General features: G+C 70.7%; 20 protein-coding genes and 1 pseudogene. 6 read left to right on the top strand and 15 right to left on the bottom strand.

What is annotated here, in order from left to right:
- The 4 genes from ACLEQD_RS09955 to ACLEQD_RS09940 form a co-directional block, all read left to right on the top strand.
- On the top strand, window positions 1–719 hold a 719-nt coding region (locus ACLEQD_RS09955), incomplete at its 5' end, for an HlyD family secretion protein (protein WP_410383271.1).
- A 255-nt stretch (window positions 720–974) separates the two neighbouring features.
- On the top strand, window positions 975–2,984 hold the full coding sequence (locus ACLEQD_RS09950) for a LodA/GoxA family CTQ-dependent oxidase (RefSeq protein WP_410383269.1): 2,010 nt from the start codon (window positions 975–977) through the stop codon (window positions 2,982–2,984).
- The gene (locus tag ACLEQD_RS09945; RefSeq protein WP_410383268.1) at window positions 2,981–4,153 is read left to right on the top strand and encodes a tryptophan 7-halogenase; all 1,173 of its coding nucleotides are present in this window, start codon (window positions 2,981–2,983) and stop codon (window positions 4,151–4,153) included. Before ACLEQD_RS09950 ends, ACLEQD_RS09945 begins: the two co-directional genes overlap by 4 nt.
- Window positions 4,150–7,218 carry a hypothetical protein gene (locus tag ACLEQD_RS09940; RefSeq protein ID WP_410383267.1) on the top strand — a complete coding sequence of 1,023 codons (3,069 nt, stop codon included), beginning with the start codon at window positions 4,150–4,152 and terminating at the stop codon, window positions 7,216–7,218. The genes ACLEQD_RS09945 and ACLEQD_RS09940 overlap by 4 nt, the downstream gene beginning before the upstream one ends.
- An 80-nt stretch (window positions 7,219–7,298) precedes the next feature.
- Here ACLEQD_RS09940 and ACLEQD_RS09935 read toward each other — a convergent pair whose 3' ends face one another.
- Both ACLEQD_RS09935 and ACLEQD_RS09930 read right to left on the bottom strand, forming a co-directional pair.
- Window positions 7,299–8,336: a hypothetical protein gene (locus ACLEQD_RS09935; protein WP_410383266.1), complete on the bottom strand. Its 1,038-nt coding sequence runs from the start codon at window positions 8,334–8,336 to the stop codon at window positions 7,299–7,301.
- Window positions 8,337–8,553: 217 nt separating this feature from the next.
- Window positions 8,554–9,849, bottom strand: a complete 1,296-nt coding sequence (locus ACLEQD_RS09930; protein ID WP_410383265.1) for an MFS transporter — start codon at window positions 9,847–9,849, stop codon at window positions 8,554–8,556.
- A gap of 183 nt (window positions 9,850–10,032) precedes the next feature.
- On the opposite strand from ACLEQD_RS09930, the gene ACLEQD_RS09925 reads away from it, so the two are divergent.
- A complete protein-coding gene (locus tag ACLEQD_RS09925; RefSeq protein ID WP_410383264.1) occupies window positions 10,033–11,586 on the top strand; it encodes a glucan 1,4-alpha-maltotetraohydrolase domain-containing protein in 1,554 nt (517 codons plus the stop codon).
- A gap of 90 nt (window positions 11,587–11,676) precedes the next feature.
- On the opposite strand, the gene mnhG is transcribed toward ACLEQD_RS09925, so the two are convergent.
- The 10 genes and pseudogenes from mnhG to ACLEQD_RS09875 all read right to left on the bottom strand — a co-directional run bounded on the left by mnhG (window position 11,677) and on the right by ACLEQD_RS09875 (window position 17,383).
- The gene (gene mnhG / locus ACLEQD_RS09920) at window positions 11,677–12,090 is read right to left on the bottom strand and encodes a monovalent cation/H(+) antiporter subunit G (RefSeq protein WP_410383263.1); all 414 of its coding nucleotides are present in this window, start codon (window positions 12,088–12,090) and stop codon (window positions 11,677–11,679) included.
- Window positions 12,087–12,374: a monovalent cation/H+ antiporter complex subunit F gene (locus ACLEQD_RS09915; protein WP_410383262.1), complete on the bottom strand. Its 288-nt coding sequence runs from the start codon at window positions 12,372–12,374 to the stop codon at window positions 12,087–12,089. Before ACLEQD_RS09915 ends, mnhG begins: the two co-directional genes overlap by 4 nt.
- Complete coding sequence (locus ACLEQD_RS09910) at window positions 12,371–12,841, bottom strand: Na+/H+ antiporter subunit E (RefSeq protein ID WP_410383261.1); 471 nt, start codon at window positions 12,839–12,841, stop codon at window positions 12,371–12,373. The genes ACLEQD_RS09915 and ACLEQD_RS09910 overlap by 4 nt, the downstream gene beginning before the upstream one ends.
- Window positions 12,838–14,328 carry a proton-conducting transporter membrane subunit gene (locus tag ACLEQD_RS09905; RefSeq protein WP_410383260.1) on the bottom strand — a complete coding sequence of 497 codons (1,491 nt, stop codon included), beginning with the start codon at window positions 14,326–14,328 and terminating at the stop codon, window positions 12,838–12,840. The genes ACLEQD_RS09910 and ACLEQD_RS09905 overlap by 4 nt, the downstream gene beginning before the upstream one ends.
- Entirely contained in the window at window positions 14,325–14,672 is a 348-nt protein-coding gene (locus ACLEQD_RS09900) for a Na+/H+ antiporter subunit C (RefSeq protein ID WP_410383259.1), read from the bottom strand. Before ACLEQD_RS09900 ends, ACLEQD_RS09905 begins: the two co-directional genes overlap by 4 nt.
- Window positions 14,673–14,675: 3 nt before the next feature.
- Window positions 14,676–15,095, bottom strand: coding sequence for a Na+/H+ antiporter subunit B (locus ACLEQD_RS09895; protein ID WP_410383258.1), 420 nt, complete (start codon window positions 15,093–15,095; stop codon window positions 14,676–14,678).
- Window positions 15,092–15,853 carry a hydrogen gas-evolving membrane-bound hydrogenase subunit E gene (gene mbhE, locus ACLEQD_RS09890; protein ID WP_410383257.1) on the bottom strand — a complete coding sequence of 254 codons (762 nt, stop codon included), beginning with the start codon at window positions 15,851–15,853 and terminating at the stop codon, window positions 15,092–15,094. The genes ACLEQD_RS09895 and mbhE overlap by 4 nt, the downstream gene beginning before the upstream one ends.
- Window positions 15,854–16,197: 344 nt before the next feature.
- Window positions 16,198–16,410, bottom strand: a pseudogene (locus tag ACLEQD_RS09885) (proton-conducting transporter membrane subunit); the annotation flags it as partial.
- The gene (locus tag ACLEQD_RS09880) at window positions 16,407–17,192 is read right to left on the bottom strand and encodes a proton-conducting transporter membrane subunit (protein WP_410383256.1); all 786 of its coding nucleotides are present in this window, start codon (window positions 17,190–17,192) and stop codon (window positions 16,407–16,409) included. The pseudogene ACLEQD_RS09885 and the gene ACLEQD_RS09880, both read right to left, overlap by 4 nt.
- Complete coding sequence (locus ACLEQD_RS09875) at window positions 17,177–17,383, bottom strand: hypothetical protein (RefSeq protein ID WP_410383255.1); 207 nt, start codon at window positions 17,381–17,383, stop codon at window positions 17,177–17,179. The genes ACLEQD_RS09880 and ACLEQD_RS09875 overlap by 16 nt, the downstream gene beginning before the upstream one ends.
- Window positions 17,384–17,780: 397 nt before the next feature.
- Here ACLEQD_RS09875 and ACLEQD_RS09870 point away from each other — a divergent pair, with 397 nt between their 5' ends.
- Window positions 17,781–18,773 carry a hypothetical protein gene (locus ACLEQD_RS09870; RefSeq protein WP_410383254.1) on the top strand — a complete coding sequence of 331 codons (993 nt, stop codon included), beginning with the start codon at window positions 17,781–17,783 and terminating at the stop codon, window positions 18,771–18,773.
- A gap of 90 nt (window positions 18,774–18,863) precedes the next feature.
- Here the strand turns inward: ACLEQD_RS09870 and ACLEQD_RS09865 are convergent, their stop codons facing one another.
- From ACLEQD_RS09865 to ACLEQD_RS09855, 3 genes are all read right to left on the bottom strand, one after another.
- Window positions 18,864–22,022, bottom strand: coding sequence for an efflux RND transporter permease subunit (locus ACLEQD_RS09865; protein ID WP_410383252.1), 3,159 nt, complete (start codon window positions 22,020–22,022; stop codon window positions 18,864–18,866).
- Between the two features lie 28 nt (window positions 22,023–22,050).
- The gene (locus ACLEQD_RS09860) at window positions 22,051–23,268 is read right to left on the bottom strand and encodes an efflux RND transporter periplasmic adaptor subunit (protein ID WP_410383272.1); all 1,218 of its coding nucleotides are present in this window, start codon (window positions 23,266–23,268) and stop codon (window positions 22,051–22,053) included.
- On the bottom strand, window positions 23,265–24,299 hold a 1,035-nt coding region (locus tag ACLEQD_RS09855; protein WP_410383251.1), incomplete at its 5' end, for a TolC family protein. The genes ACLEQD_RS09855 and ACLEQD_RS09860, both read right to left, overlap by 4 nt.

The raw sequence follows: 24,299 nt of genomic DNA, 5'->3' as shown, positions 1-24,299 counted from the left end.
CCCAGGCCCGCAAGGCCACGCTGGACCTGGAGCGGACCCAGAGCCTGCGCCAGCAGAACGTGGTGGCGCAGAGCGCGCTGGATGACGCACTGACGGCCAACGAGACGGCGCAGGCCGCGCTCGAGGGCGCGCGCGCGCAGCTCGCCCTGGCGGAGGAGGGCCGGCGCACCGCGGAGAGCAAGGTCGCGGAGGCGAAGGGCCAGCTCGACGTGAGCGCCCCCATCGACGAGAAGATCGCCGCCGCCCAGGCCAACGCGGCGCTGGCGCACGCCCGGGTGAAGGGCGCGGAGGCCGCGCTGGACCAGGCGAAGCTCCAGTTGGAGGACACGCGCATCGTCGCCCCGGCGGACGGCCAGGTGTCCAAGCTGTCCGTGCACGCGGGCCAGCTGCTCAGCCCCGGCCAGGCCGTGGCGGAGCTGGTGCCCACGACGACCTACGTGGTGGCCAACTTCAAGGAGACGCAGGTGGGCCACATGCAGCCCGGCCAGCGCGTGGAGGTGGAGCTGGACGCCTTCTCCGGTGAGAAGCTGGAGGGCAGGGTGGAGAGCCTGTCCGGCGGCACCGGCTCCCGCTTCTCCCTGCTGCCGCCCGACAACGCGTCCGGCAACTTCGTGAAGGTGGTGCAGCGCGTGCCCGTGCGCATCACCTGGGTGCACCCGCCCGAAGGACTGGCCCTGCGCGCCGGCCTCTCCGCCGACGTGACGGTGCACACGAAGTAGGCCCCAGGCCCGAAGCCCCACACCCCAGCGCCGCGCCCCGCACAGGGACGCGGCGCTTCTTCTTGGAACGAGGCTGACGCGTCACGGGCAATCATTGACGCGTCAGGGGCAATCATTGACGCGCCCGTTGCCGCGTCTGACATGGCCGGGACGCGGACTCTTCCTGTAAAGGCTCAGGGTTCCTGGAATTCAGGTAATTGCCTCGCCGGGAGTGTGTCTTGCATTCGCTCCTCCTCCACCGCGAGGAGCAAAGGCATGAGCACGACCTACAAGATTCACCCGGCCATCGGCGTGGCCCGCGTCGGAGACAGCGAGGACTACTACCTCGGTCCCGAGGAGGCAGGAGGACTGCCGTTGGAGGTGGGGGGCGGCAGCGTGACCCGGTTTCGCGACGCCGGCATGGCGGTGCGCAGACAGGCGGCGCGCTTTCAAATCCATGCCTACGACTCGCCGGGCTCGAACGGGCGCCGGGTCCAGCCGGGGGAGGGCGGCGTCAAAGACATCCGCTGGACGGTCCACCTGGCCAACAAGAAGTCCGCCTGGTACGAGTTCCGGCAGCAACAGGGCGCGGACGGCACCTATGCCGCCGACCACCCGCTGCGAAACCCACGCACCGTGGGGGATGACCGCAACTCGCTCATCCTCGATGCGGGGCCGCGCACCGTCGCCTGCCGGGGCAGCGGGGGCCTCCCCACCACCGTGGCGTGTGAGCTGCTCCCGTCGTCCGCCCGCCCTTCGGGGCTCCTCCCCGAGGGCAGCGACATCACCATGCTGGGAAGGCTCGTCACGGAGGCGGGGGGCTACCTCCACGCGGTGGGCGGATATGGCAGGTCCGGCGTGTCGGTTCGCCATGACCTCACGAGCGGGCTGCTGGAGAACTGGGCGCGCTACCACTCGCTGGAGCAGGTGGCCGGCCTGAGCGGGAAGGCGCAGGCCCTGCTCCTCGCGCTGAAGCGCATCGCGGACATCGGCTACGACACCCAGGAGGCGTTCGACGCCGCCGTCGACTCCGTCCTCGTGGACCCCAGCCTGGGGCTCACGCCCGGACAGGTGACCCAGGCGAAGGGGTTCATCGACACCAACGCCTACCCCCAGCCCCGGCTGGACACGTACGCCAACAACACCTTCTGGTGGGATGACATCTCCGACGGGCCCGTCACCGCGACGCTGGTCATGGATGACGGCTCCGAGCACGAGGTGGAGTTCCCCGCGTGGGTGGTGGTGGGGCCCCCGGGGTACGCACCCCAGGTCCTCAACGTCATCACGCTCTACGACACGCTCTACGACACCTTCGTCACCCAGCGGGGGCTCGTCCCCGGGCTCTACCAGGGTGGGCAGTTCCAGCAGGACTACACGCCCAACTTCCAGGCGGAGCTGCTCCCCATCCTCAGCCGCCCCGCCGCCTATCAGTGGGTCGCTGACGTGGGCCCGCAGGGCAATGGCAGACACGACTCCTTCCAGGGCGGCGACCTGGGCCCCCGCTTCCTCCAGAAGATCCGGACCCCCGAGGACGTCAACGCGCCGACGCCGGACCTCATGCCGAAGCTGGCGGGCGACAACCCCATCTCCGAAGTCCTCCCCCGGAAGTTCCTGAGCCTCACGCGGACCCAGTACTTCCTCCTCCAGCAGTTCAGCGCGGGCAAGGTCGACCATTCGCCTCCCAAACCCCCCGCGTCGGAGGGAGCGCGGCTGGACCGCGCCGTGCTGGAGAACTGCGTGGGCGGCGCGTTCTGCCCGGGCATCGAGATGACCTGGATTGCCCGGGACGCGAACTTCTTCCAGGACGACCCGGCCGCGGGCTTCCGCTTCAAGCACCGCGACAGGGCCAGGGGCCAGGCGCTCCAGTGGAACACCAACCCTCACGACGGGCTGGGCCTGGAGCCGGGGGATGCCAGCAAGTACATGGCGCTGCCATGGCAGGCCGACTTCAACGAGTGCTCCAACCAGGTCGTCCAGGGGACGTCGCTCTGGTGGTGGCCCGCTCAGCGGCCCTACTTCGTGAGCTACCTGGGCGACGACCAGCAATGGCACCAGGACTACTGGACGCGTCCGGCGGACATCAACTTCGACAAGGACGAGGACATGGTCTTCCACTGGAAGGAGCTGGGCTTCGTCCTCAAGCGGTCGGATGCCCCCGCCTCCCTGCAGGGCCCTGAGGCCGCGCCAGGGCTGCCGCCCGCGCCCACGTTCATCGAGGTGGAGCGGACGTACGCGCCCGCCACGGGCCAGGAGGAACCGGCCCTCGCCAAGGCGGCGAACTCGTGAGCGAGGACTCCTGCGACGTGGCCGTCATCGGCGGCGGTCCCGCGGGCGCGGCGACGGCCGTGGCCTTGAGGAGGAAGGCGCCGGCGCTCTCCGTCACCCTGGTCGAGCGAACCACCTATGACGCCCCCCGGCTGGGAGAGACCCTGCCACCGGACGTCCGGCTGCCGCTGTCGCGGCTCGGCGTCTGGGAGGGCTTCCAGCGCGACGGACACCTTGCCTCCCGCGGCACGTCGTCCTGCTGGGGCCGGGCGGAGCCGGGCTTCCATGACACGTGGCTGTCCCCCTGGGGCCCCGCCTGGCATCTGGACCGGGCGCGCTTCGACGAACGGCTGAGCACCGAGGCCTTCCAGCAAGGCGCCCGGGTGCTGCGAGCGACGGCCCTGGTGGACTCGGAGTCACTGGGGCGCGACGGCTACCGGCTCCGCCTCGCCCGGGGGGCGGCAGGCCCCGTCACGCTGCGCGCACGCTTCGTCGTGGACGCCACGGGAGGCAAGGCCACCTTCGCCTCGGCGCGAGGCGCGCGGCGGCTCGTGAGCGACCGCTGCTTCGCCGTGTATGGCGCCTTCACGCTTCCGGGCGACGCGGCCTTTCCCACCCACGCGCTGGTGGAGGCCTGTCCGGAGGGCTGGTGGTACTCGGCGTTGCTGCCGGGGGGGCGGGTCGTCGTCGCGCTCGTCGGCGATGGTGACTCCCTGCGCGGCCTGCGCTGGGCCACGCCCGCGTCGTGGATGCACCTGCTGAAGCAGGCGCCGGCGACCCGGGCGCGGCTGGACGTCTGTGATTTCTCCGGCGAGGCGCTCGTCGCGGTGCCCGTGCTCGTCGGACGGCTGGACCGGCCGTGGGGGGAGCAGTGGCTCGCCGTGGGTGACGCGGCGTGCACCTACGACCCGCTGTCCTCCCAGGGCATCGCCAAGGCGTTGGACTCCGCGCTCCTGGCCGCCGACGCGCTGGAGCGCTGCCTGCGCGGCGACGCGGACGCGCTCCAGGCCTACGAGTCCACGTTGCACTCGCGGTTCCAGGCCCATCAACACACCCGCGGGGACTACTACCGCCAGGAACAGCGGTGGCCCCAGTCCCCCTTCTGGAAGAACCGGTGGGAGGCATTGCCCGCTCCCGCCGCGCCCCCAGCGCAGCTCCGCCGCCCCCATTCCACCGAGGTGAACCCATGAAGACGAGGTATGTGATTGTCGCGGCGGGCGCCATGCTTGCCGTCGCGGCCGCGGTGGTCGTGCAGCGCGGCGCGCCCAAGCCCGGGGTCCTGGCCACGAGCGGCAGCGGAGGGGATGGCCTCGTCCCTCCGCCATATCCCGTGTTCCCGCGCGGCAATGCCCTGCTCACACCCCTGGCCGAGTCCAGCGACGAGGCCCAGGCCTTCCTGAAGTTCTACTCGACGCAGCTGGGCGTCCAGTTGCCCAGGATCCAGAGCGGGGACCTGGTCAAGCTGCCGCCCCGGAACCTGGACATCGCGCACAACGGACTGAACCTCGGCAGCCAGGACTTCAACTCCTCCCTGGTGTGCCAGTCCTGCCATGACTCGGATTGGAAGGCCCAGGGCAGCGACCTGCCGGAGATGGCGTTCTGGCAGCAGCCCACGGTCGACAGCCTCTGGCCGAGCGGTGGCGCGGGCCCCATGAAGCTGTCCGCCAACTGGTCCCCCTTCGGAGACTGGAGCGCCTCCATCAAGGCCCTGGCGGGCCGGGACCCGGTCTTCCTCGCCCAGGTGGAGACGACCCGTTCGCTGTCTCCGCACCAGCCCTATCAGGTGGACCAGCTCTGTCTGAGATGCCATTCGCCCCTGGCGGAGCGCCAGGCCCTGGCCAACAACGCCCCGTTCGACCACTTCACCCTCTACGCGACGCCAGAGGGAGCGCCCTACAAGAACCCGTTCCCCTCGACCCCCGAGGCGGGTTCGCAATACGCGACCTACGGCGCGCTGGCCCGGGACGGGCTCTCCTGCGCCGTCTGCCATTCCATGACGCCGCAGCAGGGCCAGCCCTGGAATGGCACGGACTACAGCCTCTTCTATGGCTCCGACGCGGACCTCTTCGGCGGGGCCGTCTCGGACCGGCTGGTCAGCGCGGAGGAGATGAAGACACTCACGCCGCCGTCCTTCCCCTTCACCTCGTCCATGAACCTGCGTCCCGGCGCCATCCTCGGGCCTGACTTCGGCCTCAACGCGAAGCCCATGGCGGCGGCGGGGGTGAGCCTGGAGACCGCGGCGCACGTGGACGGACACAGCTACCTGCGCGACTCCATGGTGTGCGGCGCCTGCCACGTCGTCATCCTGCCCAAGGTCCCCACCAACTACAGGCCCGGCATGGCCCTCTCAGCGGCGGGCGAAGGCTACGAGCGCCCCGCGAGCTGCGACGCCAGCAAGACGACCTTCAGCGCCGACGGCAACTTCACGAAGGACCCCTGCGTCGCGCTCGCCTATGAGCAGACCACCTACTTCGAGTGGCTCAACAGCGGCTACCCCGACGCCAAGACGTCGTGCCAGGGCTGCCACATGCCGCTCACCACGCCGGCCTCCCCCCACGACAACCGCGTGTACGTGGCGCAGTACAACGACGACCTGGACCCCTTCTACCAGGGCAGCCCGCCCCCGGTGGCGCGCGACTACAACCGGCACACGCTGCTGGGCATCAACCTGTTCGTTCACGAGATGTTCCAGCAGTTCCCGGACGTGCTCGGGCTGGACTTCTACCTGTCGCCGGACTCACGCGTCCCGCCCTACCTCCAGTCCCCCGACATCCTGAACCGCACGCCCAACCTCGTCCCCAATCCGGGCGCCGAGGATGGCAACACGGTGGGCTGGAGCGAGCACAGCGCCATCGCCGCCGTCCAGAAGCTCCCGGGCGAACAGGGACGCTCCATCCACCCGAGCCACGGCCGCTACTTCTTCCAGCTCAACGAGGGCAGCGCGACGCTGAGCATCGACCTCGGCCGCTACCAGGCGGCCCTCCAGAAGGCAGGCGGCAAGACGACGCTCCTCTGGGGCGCCACCGCCTGGTGCGACCAGCTCTCCTGCGGAGCGCTCGTCGTGCGCGCCTTCAACGCGCAGGGCGTCGCGGCGTCCACGACCCCTCCGCTCGCGGTCGACCCGGGACAGTCCCGGTGGCAGGCGCGTCAGGCGACCATGGCCCTGGGCGCGGACGTCCAGCGGCTGGAGCTTGGCTTCACCGCGGGGAGTGGCGAAGGGCTGCTGCTGGATGACCTCTTCATCGCCCTGCGCTTCCCGGACGGCACCATCGCGCCGCTGACGGATGCCCGCCGCAACTACGTGGTCGCGCAGAACCTGCTCAACGCCGAGCAGTCCATCCTGGACCTCGCGTACAGCACGGCCCAGGGCTCCTTCAATCCGCGGCTCCCCGCCGTGCAGGTGTCGCTGGGGAACGTGTCCACCGACAACGGCATGTTGAGCGTCCCCGTCACCCTGCTCAACAACGCGGGGCACAAGTTCCCCAGCGGCGCGGGCTTCCGCCGGGCGTTCATCCAGTTCGAGGTCCTGGACGCGTCCGGCAAGGCGCTCTGGGCGTCAGGGCAACCCAACGCGCAAGGCGCCATCTGCAACGGCCCCTGCAATGCCAGTGGCGACAACGTCCTCGCCAGCGAGTTCTCGTCCGACCCCGGCCAGCTCCAGCCGCACTACCAGACCCTCCAGCGGCAGGATCAGGTTCAAATCTACGAGACCCGCGTCATGGACGACGTGAAGAAGGTCACCAGCCTGGAGCTCCAGCAGTTCAAGGACCTGAAGGACAACCGCATCCTCCCCGCGGGCTGGAAGCCGCCGGCCCTGCGCAAGTCCGGCGAGCTCCAGCTGGGGCTGGACCTCCACCAGCTGGCTCGAATCACCATGCCCCTGAGCGAGGTCCAGGGCACCCAGCCCGGCATCGAGAGTGATCCGGACTACCCCAACGACAGCCAGCCCCGGGAGGCCGAGGGCGAAGACACGCTGGTGTACCAGGTCCCCCTGGCGGACATCCCTTCGTGGGCCTCCATCCGGGTCCGGCTGAACTACCAGAGCATTCCTCCGGGCTACCTGGGCGCGCGGTTCAAGGACGCGCTCCAGGGAGACCAGCAGCCGGGGCCCGCCATGAGCCGGCTCATCTACATGAGCAGCCACCTCAACACGAAGACGCCCATGCAGGGCCAGACCTACGGCGCCTCCCAGCCCTCGGACGTCATGAACAACTGGTCCATGGTCCTGGGGGAGGCCCGGGTGACGAAGCGCTGAAGCACCGCGGCACCAACGAAACGGCCACCGGCTCAAGAGCGCCGGTGGCCGCTTTCACTCCTCCAGGTCTGCCGCGCCGCTCAGCGGAAGACGGTGGTGTGCGAGCCGAGCACGACGCCGCGCTTGCCCGCCAGCGCCTTGGACCGCTCGGGGGACATCCCCAGCTGCTCCGGCGTGAAGAGCCGGCCGAAGAGGCGGTGGTCGGACGAGACGAACGGGAGGACCCGGACCGTGATGGACATCCCCGGGAGCGGGGCCTGCTTGTTGGACCAATACGAATAGTCGATGGTCGTCTTGTAGTTGGCCGGCACGAGGCAGTCGATCCCCGTGTGCCAGTTGTAGTTGCCATCCTGGTCCGGGAGCGTCTTGGGCACGGTCGTCTCCCCCAGGCTGATGAGGGGCGAAGGCCCCGGAGTCCCCGCCGAGAAGGCGACGCTCGCGCCCGCGGGGACGTTCACGCACTTGATGTCGAAGGTCACCATCGCCGAGGTGGAGCCCTGATCGAAGTTGATGCCCTTGGTGGTGTAGTCCGGCTTGTTGGCATCCACGATGGTGACGTTGCGCCAGCCGAACCCCGGGTTGTCCAGGACGAACTCCGTCAGCTGGTCCATGTTGCCCACGGCCGTGGTGGGAACAGGGTTCGGGTGCGTCGCGTTCGAGACCCGGGAGATGAGGCAGTAGTGGTCCGGGGTGGGGGCCCTCCAGACGAACGGGTTGTCCGTCACGGCGACCTTGCCGCTGTCGGCCTTGATGATGTTCTTGGTCCCGTTGTCGACGTTCTTGTCGCTGGTCTGCAACTCATTGCCCGCCCACAGGTAGGGGTACAAGAGCAGACTCGCCGGAACGGCATACAGCGACACGCTCCCGGACCGGGCTTCACCCGCCAGGTTCTTGGCGCGCAGGTAGATGTAGTTGTCGCCGCTCTCGATCAGGTTCTGCCCCACATCCGAGCTGTAGTTCCCGGCGAAGAACTCCGCCGCGTTGGGCGTGGGGTCGAGGCCCTGGGGGATGATGTCCGGCGACTGATAGGCAATGGTGTTCTTCGACTCGTTCCCGAAGTTGCGATCACCGGTGTCACCGGTGTTCACGCGGAAGAACAAGTCATTGTACTGGGTCATGGGGGTCCACCTGGGTTTGGGTGACGTTCCCCGTGAGGCGTGGCTCGCGGGGCTGGGCCCCACTGGTGCACCCTGAGTGCCAAGGAGGTTCGAACCCCAACTGGCTGGAACCCTTCGGGCGGTCCGGCGAAGGGGGTGGCCCTCCCCGCGCCCCTGACGTGGCAGGCGCGGGGGCTGACGTGTCAACCCGTGCTCGACGGGGGAGGGGCCCTGGCGCTCACGCGGCGGCGGGGGCCGCGGCGGGCTTCTTGCGCAGGAAGAGCGTGAAGATGAGCGCCACGATGGTGATGCCCACCAGCGTGATGAGGCCGTCCGCCGCGATGGTGGCGCGCGTGCCGATGTTCCGGAACTCCGACGCGTGCCCGTCCAGCGCCGTGGTGTAGCTGATGGCGAAGTTGGAGGCCGCGACGAAGAGCGAGTACTTCGTCGTCACCGCCGCGCCGTCGCTCACCATCTCCAGCACCATGCCGGCGAAGGCCGCGAAGCCCGCGCCGTTGGCCAGGCTGTACGCGAGCGAGCCCCAGATGTACGTGCTCGTCGTCATGGGCCCCGCCGCCATGGCGAAGGCGCACAGCGCGGTGGCGCCGCCCATCAGCGCGTACGCGAGCTTGCGGTTCATCCGGTCCGACAGCCAGCCGCCCACCAGCGAGCCCACCGCGCCGGTGACGCCCATGCCCAGGCCGCTCACCAGCTCCACCGTGTGCTCCGGCACCTGGTACGCGCCCGCCATCGCGCTGAAGAGGTTGGTGAGCGCGCCGCAGCTCACCGGCGCCAGGCAGAGGATGAGCATGATGAGCCCGTCGCGGCTGAACGCCGTCTTCGCCAGGTCCACCACGATGCTCTTCACCCGGTCCACCGCCGCCCGGAACAGGGGCCCCGTGGGCGCGGTCGCCGGGTCGTGCCGTTCGGTGATCCAGAAGATGCCCGCGCCGCTCGCCAGCACCAGCGTGGAGAGCACGATGCCCGCCACCTGCCGGGAGAACCGGCTGGCGAGGAAGATGGCCAGCGCGCCCATGAGCGCGGTGGAGCCCACGTTGCCCGCCATCTGCCAGCCGCCCGTGCGCCCCTTGTCGGACGGCTTGGACGTCGTGGCCATCAGCCCGTTGAGCGCCGCGTGCGCCGTCGTCGCCGCCGCCTGCAGCGCGGTGAGCAGCAGCGTGAAGAGGCCCAGGTGCTGCCCGGGCTCCGGGAACACCGCGCACGCCAGAATCAGCACCGCGGTGAGCAGCGTGCTCACGCCGTACCAGACGCGGCGCCACGGCCCCAGGTCGATGAGCGGCACCCACAAGAGCTTCCACGCGTGCGGAGAGAAGGCCGTGCCCGACAGCACGCCAATCTCCGCCAGCGGCATCCCGTCCTTCGCCAGCCAGTACGGCACCGCCGTCTGCAGGTAACCCACGGCGGCGCCGAACTGCACCTCCAGGAGGCCGAACAGCGGGGGCCAGGACCAACGCGCTTCCTCGGCGGGCGCCGTGGCGGGGAGGGCTGTCTCTTGTTCAATCAAGGGCGACACCTACAGGGGTGGACAGGGGAGGGTGGGATTCTAGACAGCTCTCGCGTCCTGCACAGGGCAACGCACTGCGCCGTCCCCTCGGAAGCACGGGGTGGGAGGGTCCCCTTCAACGGGGAGTCCTGGTTCGTGGGGGAGGGCAGGACTAGCTTGCCCGCGCTTCCTCCCCAACCCCGAGGTCCCCCGATGACGTTGAAGACCCGACTGCTGGTCGTCTCCACGGCCGGCCTGTTCGCCGCCGCGCCCGCCGTGGCCAGGCCGCTGGATGGCGCCAGCACCGACGTGATGATCCAGGGCTTCCACTGGAACTCCGCCAGCGCGGGCGGCTGGTGGAACACGGTGAAGAACAACGCGGCCACGCTGAAGGCCGCGGGCTTCACGATGATCTGGCTGCCGCCGCCCTCCGACGCGGCGTCCACGCAGGGCTACCTGCCCCGGCAGCTCAACGTGCTCAACTCCAGCTACGGCACGGAGGCGGAGCTCACCGCCGCGCTGTCCGCGCTCAACGCGCAGGGCGTGAAGCCCATCGCGGACATCGTGGTGAACCACCGCGTGGGCACCACCAACTGGGCGGACTTCACCAACCCCACCTGGAGCGGCTGCAGCGCGGTGGCCCGGGGCGACGAGTGGGCGAGCGCCTGCGGCAACAACGACAGCGGCGAGGGCTACGCCGCGGCGCGCGACCTGGACCACTCGCAGGCGAACGTGCGCGCGGACCTGAAGACGTGGATGAACACCCGCCTGAAGGGCGTGGGGTTCCAGGGCTGGCGGTTCGACTTCGTGAAGGGCTTCGCGGGCGGCTACGTGAAGGAGTACGTGACGGACACCGCGCCGTGGTTCTGCGTCGGTGAGTTCTGGCCCACCAACTACTTCGACGCGAACAACCCCAACGACTGGAAGCAGCAGATCACCAACTGGGTGGACGCGACCACGGGCAGCTGCGCCGCGTTCGACTTCGCCACCAAGGGCCTGCTCAACGACGTGCTCACCAACAACAACTACGCGCGCCTGAAGGCGGCCGACGGCAAGCCCGCGGGCGGCATCGGCTGGTGGCCCAGCCGCCACGTCACCTTCGTGGACAACCACGACACCGGCCCCAGCGAGGCGTGCGGCAACGGGCAGAACCACTGGCCGGTGCCGTGCACCAAGGTGATGCAGGGCTACGCCTACGTGCTCACCCACCCGGGCATCCCCACCGTCTACTGGGCGCACTACTTCAACTGGGGCCTGGGCAGCTCCATCAAGACGCTGATGGACATCCGCAAGAGCGCGGGCCTCACCTCCGAGTCCACCGTCAGCATCCAGCGCGCGGAGAGCGGCCTGTACGCGGCCATCATCGGCGGCAAGGTGGCCATGAAGATCGGCAGCGGCTCCTGGAGCCCCGGCTCCGGCTGGACGCAGGCCGCCTCCGGCACCGACTACACCGTGTGGACCTCCAGCGGCACCACCGCCAACGTGGAGTTCGTGTGCAACAACGGCACGACCGTGATGGGCCAGAGCGTCTACGTGACCGGCAGCGTCGCGGCGCTCGACAACTGGAGCCCCACCACCACGAAGCTCCTGAGCCCCACCGCGTACCCCACCTGGCGCGGCACCTTCGCGCTGCCCGCGAACACCACCGTGCAGTGGAAGTGCCTCAAGCGCGACGGCAGCGGCAACGTCGTCTGGCAGGGCGGTAGCAACAACACCGTCACCACCCCGGCCGCCGGCGGCAGCATCACCACCACCGCCAGCTTCTAGTCCCCCAGGGACGCCGCCGGGGCCGCCATGTCAGGAGGCTTCTCCTGGCGTGGCGGCGCGGAGGGCTCACGCTGGCGCGTCCTGAAGGGGTCAGGGCGCGGAGGGCGGCGCCGGAGGCCCTGGCGGAGCGGGCCTGTCCGGCGTGAAGAGCGGGGGCGTTCCTCCGGGCTCCGCGCCTCCCCGGCCAAAGCGCTCCCGCAGTTCGTCCGTCCGCGTCCTGAACAGGGACACCCCGAGGTTGTAGCCCGCGCGCGCCAGCAGGTGGGCGGCCACGGGCGCGGTGAGGAAGAGGAAGGCGACGACGGCGAGGGCCCGGGTGGCCACCTGCGTGTCCTCGAAATACACCGCCGTGCCCAGCAGCAGCAGCCCGGCGCCCGCCGTCCCGCTCTTGGTCGCCGCCTGCATGCGGCAGAAGAGGTCCGGCAGGCGTGCGAGCCCCAGCGCCGCGAGCCCCATGAACAGGGCGCCCGACAGCAGCAGCCCCCCGGCGAGCCAGGGCCTCATCGCGGCTTCACCCGCTCGAGGTAGCGCGCCACCGCCACCGTGCCCAGGAAGGAGATGAGCGCGATGCCGGCGGCCACCCGCAGCAGGTGGGGCTCCCGCGTATAGACGCTGTAGACGACCGTCATCCCCAGGGTCAGCACGCCCATCGTGTCGAGCGCCACCACCCGGTCGGGCGCGGAGGGGCCGCGCACCAGCCGCACGAAGACGAGCGCCATCGCCAGGGTGAGGAGCCCCAGGATGAACTCCAGCAGCAGCCTGAAGGCGGGCGGGTCCGACGCGCTCATCGCAGCAGCTCCAGGATGCGCCGCTCGAAGCCCTCCTTGATGTCGCGGCGCACCGCCTCGGGGTCGGCGGCGTACATGGCGTGGATGTAGAGGACGCGCCGGTCACTGGAGACATCCAGCGCGAGCGTGCCCGGCGTGAGGCTCACCACCAGGGCCAGGAAGGTGATCTCCCCCGAAGTTCGCGCGTCCAGGGGAATCCCGAGCACCGCCGGGGTCATCCGGTGGGTGGGGGTGAGCACGTCATAGGAGATGCGCAGCGCGGCGACGGCCAGCTCCTTGAGGAAGAAGAGCATGAAGCCCAGCAGTTGCCGCACCCGTGAGAAATAGGGGTTGTGCGCGGCCACCGTGGGCGACGCCCAGAGGATGAGGTAGCCCAGGACGAACCCCACGAACAGGTTGCGCACCTTGAACTCGGTGAAGGCGGCCCAGCCCACCGCCAGCGCCACGTTGCCCAGCAGCGTTTTCATCTCCCAGCCCTCCGCGCCGCGAGGATGTAGCCGTCAGGGGACAGCAACTGCTCGGCGGCGCGCGTGAGCAGCCCGAAGGCGGGCCCGGGCACGAGCCCCAGCCACAACACCCCCAGCGCCAGCGCCCCCACGGGCAACACCATGGAGCGCGGCAGCGGCGGCGCGCTCCCGGTGGCCGGCACGGGCGGCGGCTTCCAGAAGGCCTCGGCCCAGATCTTCGTCATGGAGAAGAGCGTCAGCACGCTCACCGTGAGCGCCACCGCCACGCTCACGTAGCGCCCCTGCGCGAGCGCCTCGCGCACCAGCGCGAGCTTGGCGAAGAAGCCCGAGGACGGAGGCAGGCCCGCCAGCGACAGGGCGAAGAGGGCGAAGAGCAGGGCCACTCCCGGGCTCGAGTCCTGGAGCCCGCCGAGCGCCTTCAGGTCGTAGGTGCCCCGCAGCCGGTGCGTCAGCCCGCTGACGAGGAAGAGGCTCGACTTCACCAGGCCGTGGTGGAAGATGAAGAAGAGCGCCCCGGCCAGCCCCTGCCGCGCGAAGAGCGCGAGCCCCAGCAGCATGTAGCCCACCTGGCTGATGGAGTGGAACGCGAGGATGCGCCGGAAGTCGTACTGCGAGGCCGCGCCCAGCACGCCCGTCACCATGGTCAGGCAGGCGGTGGCCACCAGCACCGGCTGGAAGAACGCGAAGTCATGCGCGAACAACAGGCAGAAGACCCGGATGAGCGCGTAGAGGCCCACCTTGGTGAGCAGCCCGGCGAAGAGCGCCGTCACCGCCATGGGGGGCGTGGGGTAGCTGGCCGGCAGCCAGAAGAAGAGCGGGAAGAAGGCCGCCTTGATGCCGAAGGCCGCCAGCAGCAGCACCGCCACCGCCGCGACCGTCCCCGGCCGGGGCGTCTGCGGCAGCTTCTGCGCCAGGTCCGCCAGGCTCAGGGTGCCCGTCAGCCCGTAGAGCAGCCCCACCGCCGCCAGAAACAGCGCCGAGGCGATGAGGTTGAGGGTGACGTACTTCACCGCGCCTTCAATCTGTGGCCGCTCGCCGCCCAGCGCCAGCAGCGCGAACGAGGCGATGAGCAACACCTCGAACCACACGTACAGGTTGAAGAGGTCCCCGGTGAGGAAGGCGCCACACACCCCCATCAGCAGCACGTGCATGAAGGCGTCGGAGTTGAACGCCTTTCGCGCCGCGTCCATGCCCGCCATGGAATAGAGGCTCACCGCCAGCCCCAGCAGGCCCGCGAGCACCACCAGCCCCGCGCTGAAGAGGTCCGCCATCAGGCTGATGGCGACGGGGTAGGGCCAGCGGCCCACCTGGACCACCTGGATGCCTTCGCGCTCGACGCGCACGAGCAGCGCGAGCGCCGCCGCCAGCAGCAGGGCCGCGCCCAGGACGCTCACCGCCTGCCGCGCTCGCGGCGTGCGCCCGAGCAGCATCGTGACGGCCGCGGTGGTCAGGGGGATGATCAACGGGAGGGCCGGCAATGGGTTCATCGGTCCGTGCCCTCGAGCATGTCGAGGTCCGCGGACCTCGACAGCTGGTGGGCGCGGTGCAGCAACGTCACGGTGAAGGCCAGCAGGCCGAAGCTGATGACGATGGCGGTGAGCACCAGCGCCTGGGCCAGCGGCTCCGCCGTGGGGGCCTCCGGCGTCAGGGCGCCCCGCGGGACGATGGGCGGCCGCCCCCGCCGCAGCCCCGCCGCGGTGAAGATGAGCAGGTTGGCCGCGTGCGAAAGCAGCGCCAGCCCCAGGATGAGCCGCATCAGGTTGCGCCGCAGCACCAGATAGGTTCCCGCGGCGTAGAGACAGCCAATCACCAGGGCCAGGAGGAGGCTCATCCGTCACACCTCCGCCAGGCAGAGCACGAAGGTGAGCGCTACCCCCGTGACCACCAGGTAGACGCCCAGGTCGAAGAGCAGCGGCGTGCCCACGGCCAGCGGCCCCAGCCCCAGCGGCCGCACCTGCGCCCACGCGCTGGTGAGAAAGGGCGCGTCCCACCGCAGCGGCGCCCACACCCCGGCCGCCAGCGCCAGCAGCAGCCCCAGCGCCATGAGCGTGGAGGGCTCGAAGCGCAGCGCCCGGCGCGCCGAGGCCACGTCATAGGCCAGGGCATGCAGGGTGAAGGCGGCCGCGGCCACCAGCCCGCCGGTGAAGCCGCCTCCGGGCTCGTCGTGTCCGCTCACCAGCAGGAAGACCGAATAGAGCAGCAGCAGCGGCTGGAGCCACTGGGTGGTGGTGGCGAGGATGAGCGAGGAACTCATGACGGCGTCCTTTGGGCGGGAAGCAGCTTGAGCAGCGCGTGCACCCCCAGCGCCGCCACCGCGAGCACGGTGATCTCCCCCAGCGTGTCGAGCGCCCGGAAGTCGGTGAGGATGACGTTGACCACGTTGTGGCCGTGCGCCTGGAGCACGCTGTGCTCGAGGAAGAACGTGGAGACGAGCGGATGCGGCGGGGGCGTGGCGGCGGACAGCGCGAGCATCCCCATCACCCCCCCGACGCCCGCCGACAGCACCACGTCGCGCAGGCGCACCGCCGTGCTGGACAGCCGCGTGTAGCGGGGCAGGTGCAGCAGCGCGAGCAGGAACACCACGACGGTGAGCGCCTCGACGATGGCCTGGGTGAGCGCGAGGTCGGGGGCGCCGAAGAAGAGGAAGAGCAGCGCCACCCCGAAGCCCACCACGCCCAGCGCCGTCACCGCGGCCAGCCGCGAGCAGGCCCGCGTGACGGCCCCCGCGGCCAGCACGGTGAGCAGCGCCACGCCCACGTCCGCGAAGTCCACCGTCCGGGCCGGGGGCAGCGTGAAGCCCCCGCCGCGCACCGCCAGCGTGTAGCCCAGCAGCCCGAAGGTGGACGCCAGCACCCACAGGATGTAGCGGCCCTGGTCGCCGGACTGGAGCACGCGTGTCTGCCACAGGGCCACCGCCTGGAGTCCCCCGAGCCACCGCTCGAAGCTCCAGACCGCTCGCACCGGCGGGGGCAGAGCGGCGCCGCCACCGCCGCGCAGGCGATGGCGCCCCACGAACGCCGCCGCGCCGGCGCGAGGCTGAGCGCGCTCAGTCCCAGCGCGGGATTGAGGCCGTGCCAGAGCGACAGCTCCAGCGGCTCCAGGCCGGGCTGGACCGCGGCGCTCGCGGAGGTCAGCAGCGGCGAGAGCTGCCCGGGGCCACGCCGAAGAAGAGCCCAGCACCGCCAGGAGCAGCGCGGCCCCACAGCCCGGGGGGCGCCTCGTGCGCGGCCGGGGGCGTCCCCGGGGACGCCGAGGAAGGGACGCACGCCCACCATCACCGCCACCGCCACCAATGGAATGAAGGCGGCCACCGAGACGGCGGTGACGAGCGCGGGGGCGCGCGAGGCGTGCAGCGCCGCCGCGTAGACGAGCTCCTTGCCGATGAAGCCGAAGGAGGGGAGCACCCCCGCCATGGCCAGGGCGGCCAGCGCTCCCGCCAGGGCCGTGAACGGCATGGCCCGGCGCAGCCCGCCCAGGCGCCCCACGTCGCGGGTGCCCGTCTCATGGTCCACCCCGCCCGCGACGAGGAAGAGCGCGGCCTTGTAGAGCGCGTGCGCCAGCAGGGTCACGAGCGCCGCGTGCAGGGCCTCGGGGGTCCCACCCCCAGCAGCATCACCAGCAGTCCCAGCACGGCGAGGGTGGCGTAGGCCAGCAGCCGCTTGAGGTCCGCCTCCGCGAGCGACCGCGCCGCGCCCCACAGCATCGTCGCCCCGCCCACCAGCGTCAGCAGCAGGGCCCAGGAGGCCGTGCCGCCCAGGGCCGGGTGCAGCCGCATCAGCAGGTAGATGCCAGCCTTCACCATCGTCGCGGAGTGGAGGTAGGCGCTCACCGGGGTGGGGGCCTCCATGGCCCCCGGGAGCCAGGTGTGGAAGGGCACCTGGGCGGACTTGGTGAAGGCGCCCGCGAGCACCAGCAGCAGCGCGGGCAGGTAGAGGGGGTGGGCGCGGAGCTCCGCGCCCTGCCGCGCCAGCGTGGACAGCTCAAGGGCGCCGCCCATGTGCGCGAGCAGGAGCAGCCCCACCAGGAGCGCCTGCCCTCCGGCGACCGTCACCAGCAGGGCCTGGAGCGCGGAGCGGCGGGCCTGGGGCCGCTCCCGGTGGAAGCCCACCAGGGCGTAGGAGCTCAGGCTGGTGAGCTCCCAGCAGATGAACATCGCGAGCAGGTTGTCCGCGACGACCACGCCCAGCATCGCGGACATGAACAGGAAGAGCTGGCCAAGGAAGCTCCCCAGCCGCCCGTGCCCGGCGAGGTAGGACGACGCGTAGAGCGTCACGAGGGCGCCGATGCCGGTGATGAGCAGCGCGAACAGCAGCGCCAGCCCATCCAGGCGCAAGGTCAGCCAGAGGTCCACCTGCGGCGCCCACGCCCGCCGTTCGACGAGGGGGCCCCGGAGATGACGGACGGGAGCGCGCGCGCGAGCGCCACGAAGGCCCCCAGGGGCAGGAGCATCAACCCCCGGCTCACGAGGCGCGGAGACAGCCGCACCGCCCAGGGCGCGAGGAGCGCCGCGCAGAAGCCGCCAATGACAAGCACCGTGAGCATGGGGCAGGAAGGGTGCCGGGAGCCTTGGGCTGACGGCGCACGAACTCGACCACACGCCCCGGGAGAAGGCGTCCGGGGCGGCGCTGGTTTCGCGCACGAGCGTCACTTCCACACACTCCCCGCGAGGCCCCGTCCTCATGACGACAGCAACCGGGACCGGCGGGCAGGAGTGCGAGGCCGCCGTGCGCGTCCTGGTGGGCATGGACTGCTCGGAGAGCGCACGCGAAGCGCTGGAGCTGGCGCTCCGGCTGACGCCGAGACAGGCGCCCCGGTTGCATGTCTCGCCGGGGGCACCTGTGTTTCATCTGTTGCTTGAGTTCCCCTCTTCAAGCTGTCACAGGGGCCGCCTCACTCCCCTGGGCGGACGTCCCGCCCTCCCTGAACGAAGGTGGAAGCGATGAAGCGTGGAACGGCAGTGCGAAGCGCGGTGCTGTGGATGTCCGCGGTGGGCCTGTTGGGCGCCTGTGGTGGCCCGCCGGAGCAGGCCCCGGCGGGCGGGCAGACGGTGACGACGGCGACGCAGTCCCTGGTGTCGCCGCCGCCCACGCCGTTTGGCGGCTTCATCAACTACCTGCGCCCCCTCCCCGTGGGCGGCGCCGTGGCGTCGAACACGGGTACGACGGCGGCCTACGAGGGCTTCACGCTCACCGTCGCGGCGCACACCCAGGTGGCGCTGGAGGTGACGCACCTGGGCACCGGCATGGGCGTGGACACCGGCCTGTTCGTGTACGGCCCCAAGGACGCGAACGGCAGCTACGGCACGCGCATCCTCTTCCAGGACGACGACTCCGGCTACGGCGAGCTGAGCAAGCTTCCCCTCGCGACGCTGGACGACGCGGGCGAGTACCTGGTGGTGGTGGGCTGGAGCAACGGCCTGGGCAAGCAGTACCGCCTGCAGGCCTCCTGCGTGGGCGGCGCGTGCGTGTCCAACCCCGCGTCCGCGCCGGCCAACGCGCCGGTGACGCTGGCGCGGTTCGCCATCGAGCCGGACCTCCAGGCGCTGCTCGACACGGGCAACGCGTACCGCGAGGACACCTTCTCCTTCCTGTCCCGGTATGACTTCGCGTGGCCGTACGCCACGCCCGCGTCGCTGGACGCGGCGGCCGCGGCGGTGCTGGCCCGGAGCGAGTACAGCGGCTACCGCGACGACCCGGCCCCGGGCACGTACACCTACGCGGCGTTCCAGGCGCGGATGTACCTGCAATACCAGTCGCTGCACCCGGCCATCCTCGCGGCCTACGGCGACTCGGGTGAGAACGTCCAGGTGAAGAGCTACTTCCGCGAGTTCAGCACCGGCCCCAACGGCGACAACTGGCGCACGCTCAACATCATCCTGTTCCCCGTCTCCCGCCACGTCATCGTGTACGAGCAGACCGCCCACGAGATCTGACGCGCACGGCAGGCCCCGCGAAACACCACCGCCCTCCTCTTCGCGTACCGGAAGGGGAGGGCGGTCTGTTCTTCAACGCTGAACGTCAGCTCACGGCGAGTGGGCCGGGGTGGGCTCGTGCGGCGTGGGCGTCTCCTCCTCACCGCTGGACCGCGTCGCGTTCCCACGCACCTTCTGCATGAGGACGTAGAGGCCCGGGATGAAGATGAGGTTGACGATGGTGGACACCAGCATGCCGCCGAACACCGCGGTGCCCAGCGAGTTGCGCGCCGCCGCGCCCGCGCCGGACGCCGTCATCAGCGGCACGACGCCCAGGAGGAACGCGATGGACGTCATGAGGATGGGGCGCAGGCGCACCTCCGCGGCCGTCACCACCGCCTCCAGCGCGCTCCTGCCCTGCTCGCGCAGCTGCTCCGCGAACTCCACGATGAGGATGGCGTTCTTGGAGGACAGGCCCACCAGCATCACCAGGCCCACCTGGCAGAACACGTCGTTGGCGAAGCCGCGCGCCACCTGCAACCCCAGGGCACCCATGATGGCCAGCGGCACGGACAGGATGATGACGAACGGGAGGCTGAAGCTCTCGTACTGCGCCGCCAGCACCAGGAACACGAAGAGGATGCCCAGCGCGAAGATGATCATTGTCTGCCCGCCGGACTCCTTCTGCTCCAGGCTGATGCCCGTCCACTCGGCGGCCATGCCCTGGGGCATCGCCTGGCGGGCCACGGCCTCCATCGCCTCCAGCGCCTGGCCGGACGACACGCCGGGGGCGCCCTGGCCGTTGATCTCCACGGAGCGGAACAGGTTGTAGTGCTTGATGACCTGCGCGGAGACGATGGGCGTCACCTTCACCAGCGACTCCAGCGGAATCATGTCGCCCGCTTCCGTGCGCGCGTAGAAGGAGCCGATGTCCTGGGGGCTGTCGCGGAACTGCTGCTCGGCCTGGACGTACACGCGGTAGGTGCGGCTGGCGTAGTTGAAGTCGTTGACGTACTGGCTGCCCATGTAGAGCTGCATCACGCCGAAGATCTGTTCAATCGGCACGCCCAGCGCCTTGGCCTTCTGGCGGTCCACCTCCACGTCCAGGATGGGCGTGTTGGCGTTGAAGGGGGTGAAGACGCCGCGCAGGCGGCCCTCCTCGTTGCCCTTCTGCACCATCTCCTGCGTCGCGTTGGCCAGGTCCTCCAGCGAGTGGCCGCCGGCGACGTCCTCCACGATGAACTGGAAGCCGCCCACGCTGCCCACGCCGCGGATGGCCGGGGGCTGGAAGGGCAAGACGCGCGCGCTGCCAATCTTGCTCAGCGGTCCGCGCAGGCGCTCCACCAGCGCGGCCACGGACTGGTCCTTGCCCAGGCGCTGCTCCCACGGCTTGAGGGCCGTGAAGACGGTGGCGTAGTTGGACCCGTTGCCGCTGGGGGAGAAGCCGCCAATGGCGAACATCACCGCCACCTCCGGCTGGGCCTTGAGCACCGCCTCCACCTCCTGGAGCACCTTCTCCGTCTGGGCGAGGGACATGCCCTCCGGCCCCTGCACGGAGATGATGACGTAGCCCTGGTCCTCGTCCGGGATGAAGCCCGTGGGCGCGGAGCGGAACAGCATCACCGTGGCGCCGATGCAGGCGAGGAACGCCCCCAGCACGATGAAGGGGTGCACCAGCAGCTTGCGCAGGCCCCTGCCGTAGGTGTCGCGCGTCCAGTCCAGCACCTGGTCCACCTTGCGGAAGAACACCCACTTGGGGCCGTGGTGGTGCTTGAGCAGCCGCGCGGACAGGGCGGGCGTGAGCGTCAGCGCGCAGAAGGTGGACAGCGCCACCGACGCGGCGATGGTGAGCGCGAACTGCCGGTAGATGGAGCCCGTGGTGCCCGGGAAGAGGGCCACCGGGATGAACACCGCCACCAGCACCACGGAGATGGCCACCACCGCGCCGGCCACCTCCTTCATGCCTTCACGCGCCGCCTGGAACGGGGTGAGCCCGCGCTCCGCCATCAGGCGCTCGATGTTCTCGATGACCACGATGGCGTCGTCCACCACGAGGCCCGTGGCCAGGGTGAGGCCGAAGAGGGTGAGGGTGTTGATGGAGAAGCCCATCAGGTAGACGAACGCGAACGTGCCCACGAGCGACACCGGCAGGGTGAGCGCGGTGATGAGCACGCTGCGCCACCCGTGCAGGAACAGGAAGATGACCAGGATGACGAGCGCGATGGCTTCCATCAGCGTGCGGACCACCTCGTTGACGGAGGCGCGCACCGCGAGCGTGGTGTCCGTGCCCACGCGGTACTCCAGGCCCGGCGGGAAGGCCTGCGCCAGGCGATCCAGCTCCTTGACGACGCCGTCGCGCACGTCCAGCGCGTTGGCGGTGGGCAGCTGGAAGATGGCCAGCCCCACGCCCGTGCGGCCGTTGAAGCGCAGCAGGGTGCCGTAGTTCTCCGCGCCCAGCTCCACGCGGCCCACGTCCTTCACCGTCACGGCGCGGCCGCCGTTGTCGCGCATGAGCACGATGTCGCCGAACTCCTCCGGCTCCACCAGGCGGCCCCGGGCGCGCACGGCGATCTGGTACGGCTGCGCGTCGCTGGAGGGCGGCTGGCCCACCTGGCCCGCGGCCACCTGGAGGTTCTGCTCCTGGAGGGCGCGCACCACGTCCTGCGGCGTCATGCGGCGCCGGGCCAGCTCCGAAGGGTCCAGCCACAGGCGCATGGAGAACTTGCGCTCACCGAAGATGCGCACCTCGCCCACGCCGCGCACGCGCTTGATGGCGTCCTTGAGGTTCACGTCCGCGTAGTTGGAGAGGAATTTCGCGTCGTAGCGGTTGTCCGGGGAGGACAGGCCCACCGTCAGCAGCATCTGGCTGGAGGCCTTGTTCACCACGATGCCCGTCTGGTTCACCTGCGCGGGCAGGCGGGCCGCGGCGCGGCTCACGCGGTTCTGCACGTCCACCGCCGCCACCTCGATGTTGCGCGTGGGGGCGAAGGTGACGGTGATGGAGCTGGTGCCGTCGTTGGTGCTGGTGGAGGTGATGTAGCGCATGTCCTCCACGCCGTTGAGCTCCTGCTCCAACGGGATGGTGACGGCGGACTCCACCACCTCGGCGCTCGCGCCGACGTAGGTGCTGGTGACGGTGACTTGCGGCGGCGCCAGGTCCGGGTACTGCGCGATGGGCAGCGTCGGGATGGCGATGACGCCCGCCAGCGTCAGGATGATGGAGCAGACGATGGCGAAGACAGGCCTGCGGATGAAGAAGTCGACGAACACGGTGTGGCGCCTCTCTTGAATCCGCCTGCTAGCGGCTGCCGCCGGTGGTGCCGCCACCCCCGGATGCCGTGCGGGGGCGCTGGGCGTTCGTGGGGACCTCGTCGGCCCGCACGTTGCCCCGCGGCTGGGGGGACTCGTCGGTGTTCAGGGTGACCTGCTTGGGGATGACGGGCATGCCGTCGCGGAGCATGTGCAGCGAAGACACCGCGACGAGGTCGCCCTGCTTCAGGCCGCCCTCGACGACGTAGGACATGTCGCCCAGCGCGCCCAGCGTCACCGGGCGGCGCTCCACCAGCGTCTTGCCGTCCTTCTTCTCCACCACCATGGCGAAGGGCTGGCCGCTCTGGCGCACCACCGCGAGCGCCGGAATCTGGAGCGCGTCCCGCGTGGAGTACACCAGCCGCGCCCGCAGCAGCTCACTGGGACGCAGCCCCAGGGTGTTGCGGAAGGCGGCCTTCACCTCCACCAGCTGCGTGCGAGGGTCCGCCTGCGGCGCCACGTAGAAGACGGTACTGGTGAGGATGACCTTGCCCTGCTGATCCAACAGCTCCAGCTGGGTGTCCGGCTTGAGCGACCGCGCGCGGAACGCCGGCACGGACACGCTGACCTCCAGCGCGTCCGCCTGGGCCACCGTCGTGAGCGTCGTGGTGGCGCTGACGAAGTCACCCACGCGCACCAGCACGTCGCCCATGGTGCCCGCGAACGGCGCGCGCACCACGTGGAACTGCAGCTGCACCTGGCGCTGCGCCACCGTCGCGCCCGCCGCGCGCGACGCGGCCTCCGCCGCCTTCACCGCCGCCTGGGCGCGCTCCAGCTCCTGCACGCTGGCCAGCCCCTCGCGGTTGAGGGACTCGGTGCGCGCCAGGGTGCGCCGCGCCAGCTCCAGCTCCACCGTGGAGGAGCTCTGCTGGGCCTGCGCGCTGTCCAGCGCCGCGGTCTCCTCGCGCGCGTCCACTTCAACCAGCGGCGTGCCGGCCTCCACCTTCTGGCCGGGCTTCACCAGGATCTTGCGCACGTAGCCGTTCACCTGCGGCAGCACCGTCACGCTCTGCCGCGACAGCAGCGAGCCCAGGTACTCCCCGGTGTCGCGCACCTCGTGCGGCGCCAGCGCCACCACCTGCACCTCGCGCGGCGCGGGAGGCGCCTTCGCCTCAGGCTTGCCCGAGCACCCGGCCACGCCCGCCACCAGCGCCGCGCCCAACACCGTCTTCGTCAAAAGCGCCTTCAGGGGGCGTACCCTCGTCACCAGTCGCACCGGGCCTCCGTCAGGAACGCGGCCAGGCGGGCCTGGACGAGTTCGAATTCCCTCAAAACCAACGCGAGCTGGGCCTGGCGGAGGGCGGCTCCGCTCTGCACCAGCTCCAAGCTGCTACCTCGTCCCACCTCGAAGGCCCGGCGCGTGAGCCGGTCCGTCCGGTCCGCCAGCTCCAGGGACTCGGCCGCGGTCTTCAACAGCGCCTCCGCCACTTCCACTCCACGCCGCGCGCGCGAAACCTCCACGCTCACGTTGCGGCGGGTGGCCTCCAGCGACTGGGCCGCCTGTTGTTCAAGGCCCTCGCGCTCGCGCACCAGGCCCCCGCGCTGTCCGCCCTCCCACAGCGGGACGGAGAGCACCGCGGACACGTTCCAGGTGGCGAAGCGGCCAAAGCCGGGGTCGGTGGTGAAGCCCAGGAGGGTGCTGCTCAGCCCCAGGGTGGGCAGATAGCCCGCGGACGCCTGGCGGCGGCTCTCCCGGGCCGCGTCCACGTTGGCCCGCTGGGCGACCACGTCCGGCCGCGCGCTCACGTCCTGGAGCGGGGCGCAGTCCCGGCGCGTCTGGTCCACCAGCCCGGCCAGGTTGAAGGCCGGGTCGACGCCCACGCCGTGGTCCTCGCCCAGGGACAGGCCCAGCGACTCGCGCGTCCGCCGCAGCTGTTCGTCCCCGGCCACCAGCGTCTGCCGGGCCACCGCGACGTCCTGGCTCACCCGCACCACGTCCAGCTGCGTGCCGGCGCCCAGCTCGAAGGAGCGCTGGGTGAGGGCCTGCCGCTCCAGCGCCTGACGCAGGCCCACGCGGTTGATCTCCGCGGCGCGCTCGGCGGCCACCGTGGCCACCAGCACCTGCGCCAGCCCCTGGGTGAGGCGGCGCTGCACGTCCTGGAGGTTGGCCACGGACGCGGCCTCCGCCGCCTTCGCGGACGACAGGCCCCGCCACGCGCTGATGTCGATGATGGACTGGGTGAGGGACGCGGACAGCGTGCCCAGGGGCGCGCTGGGGACCGTGGCCCCGGGGGTGGC

Origin of the sequence: Corallococcus sp. 4LFB (assembly GCF_046520365.1) — a bacterium.
Lineage (GTDB): Bacteria > Myxococcota > Myxococcia > Myxococcales > Myxococcaceae > Corallococcus > Corallococcus caeni.
Note: the sequence above shows the minus strand (reverse complement) of the source record. Positions and strands in the feature narration are given on the sequence as shown.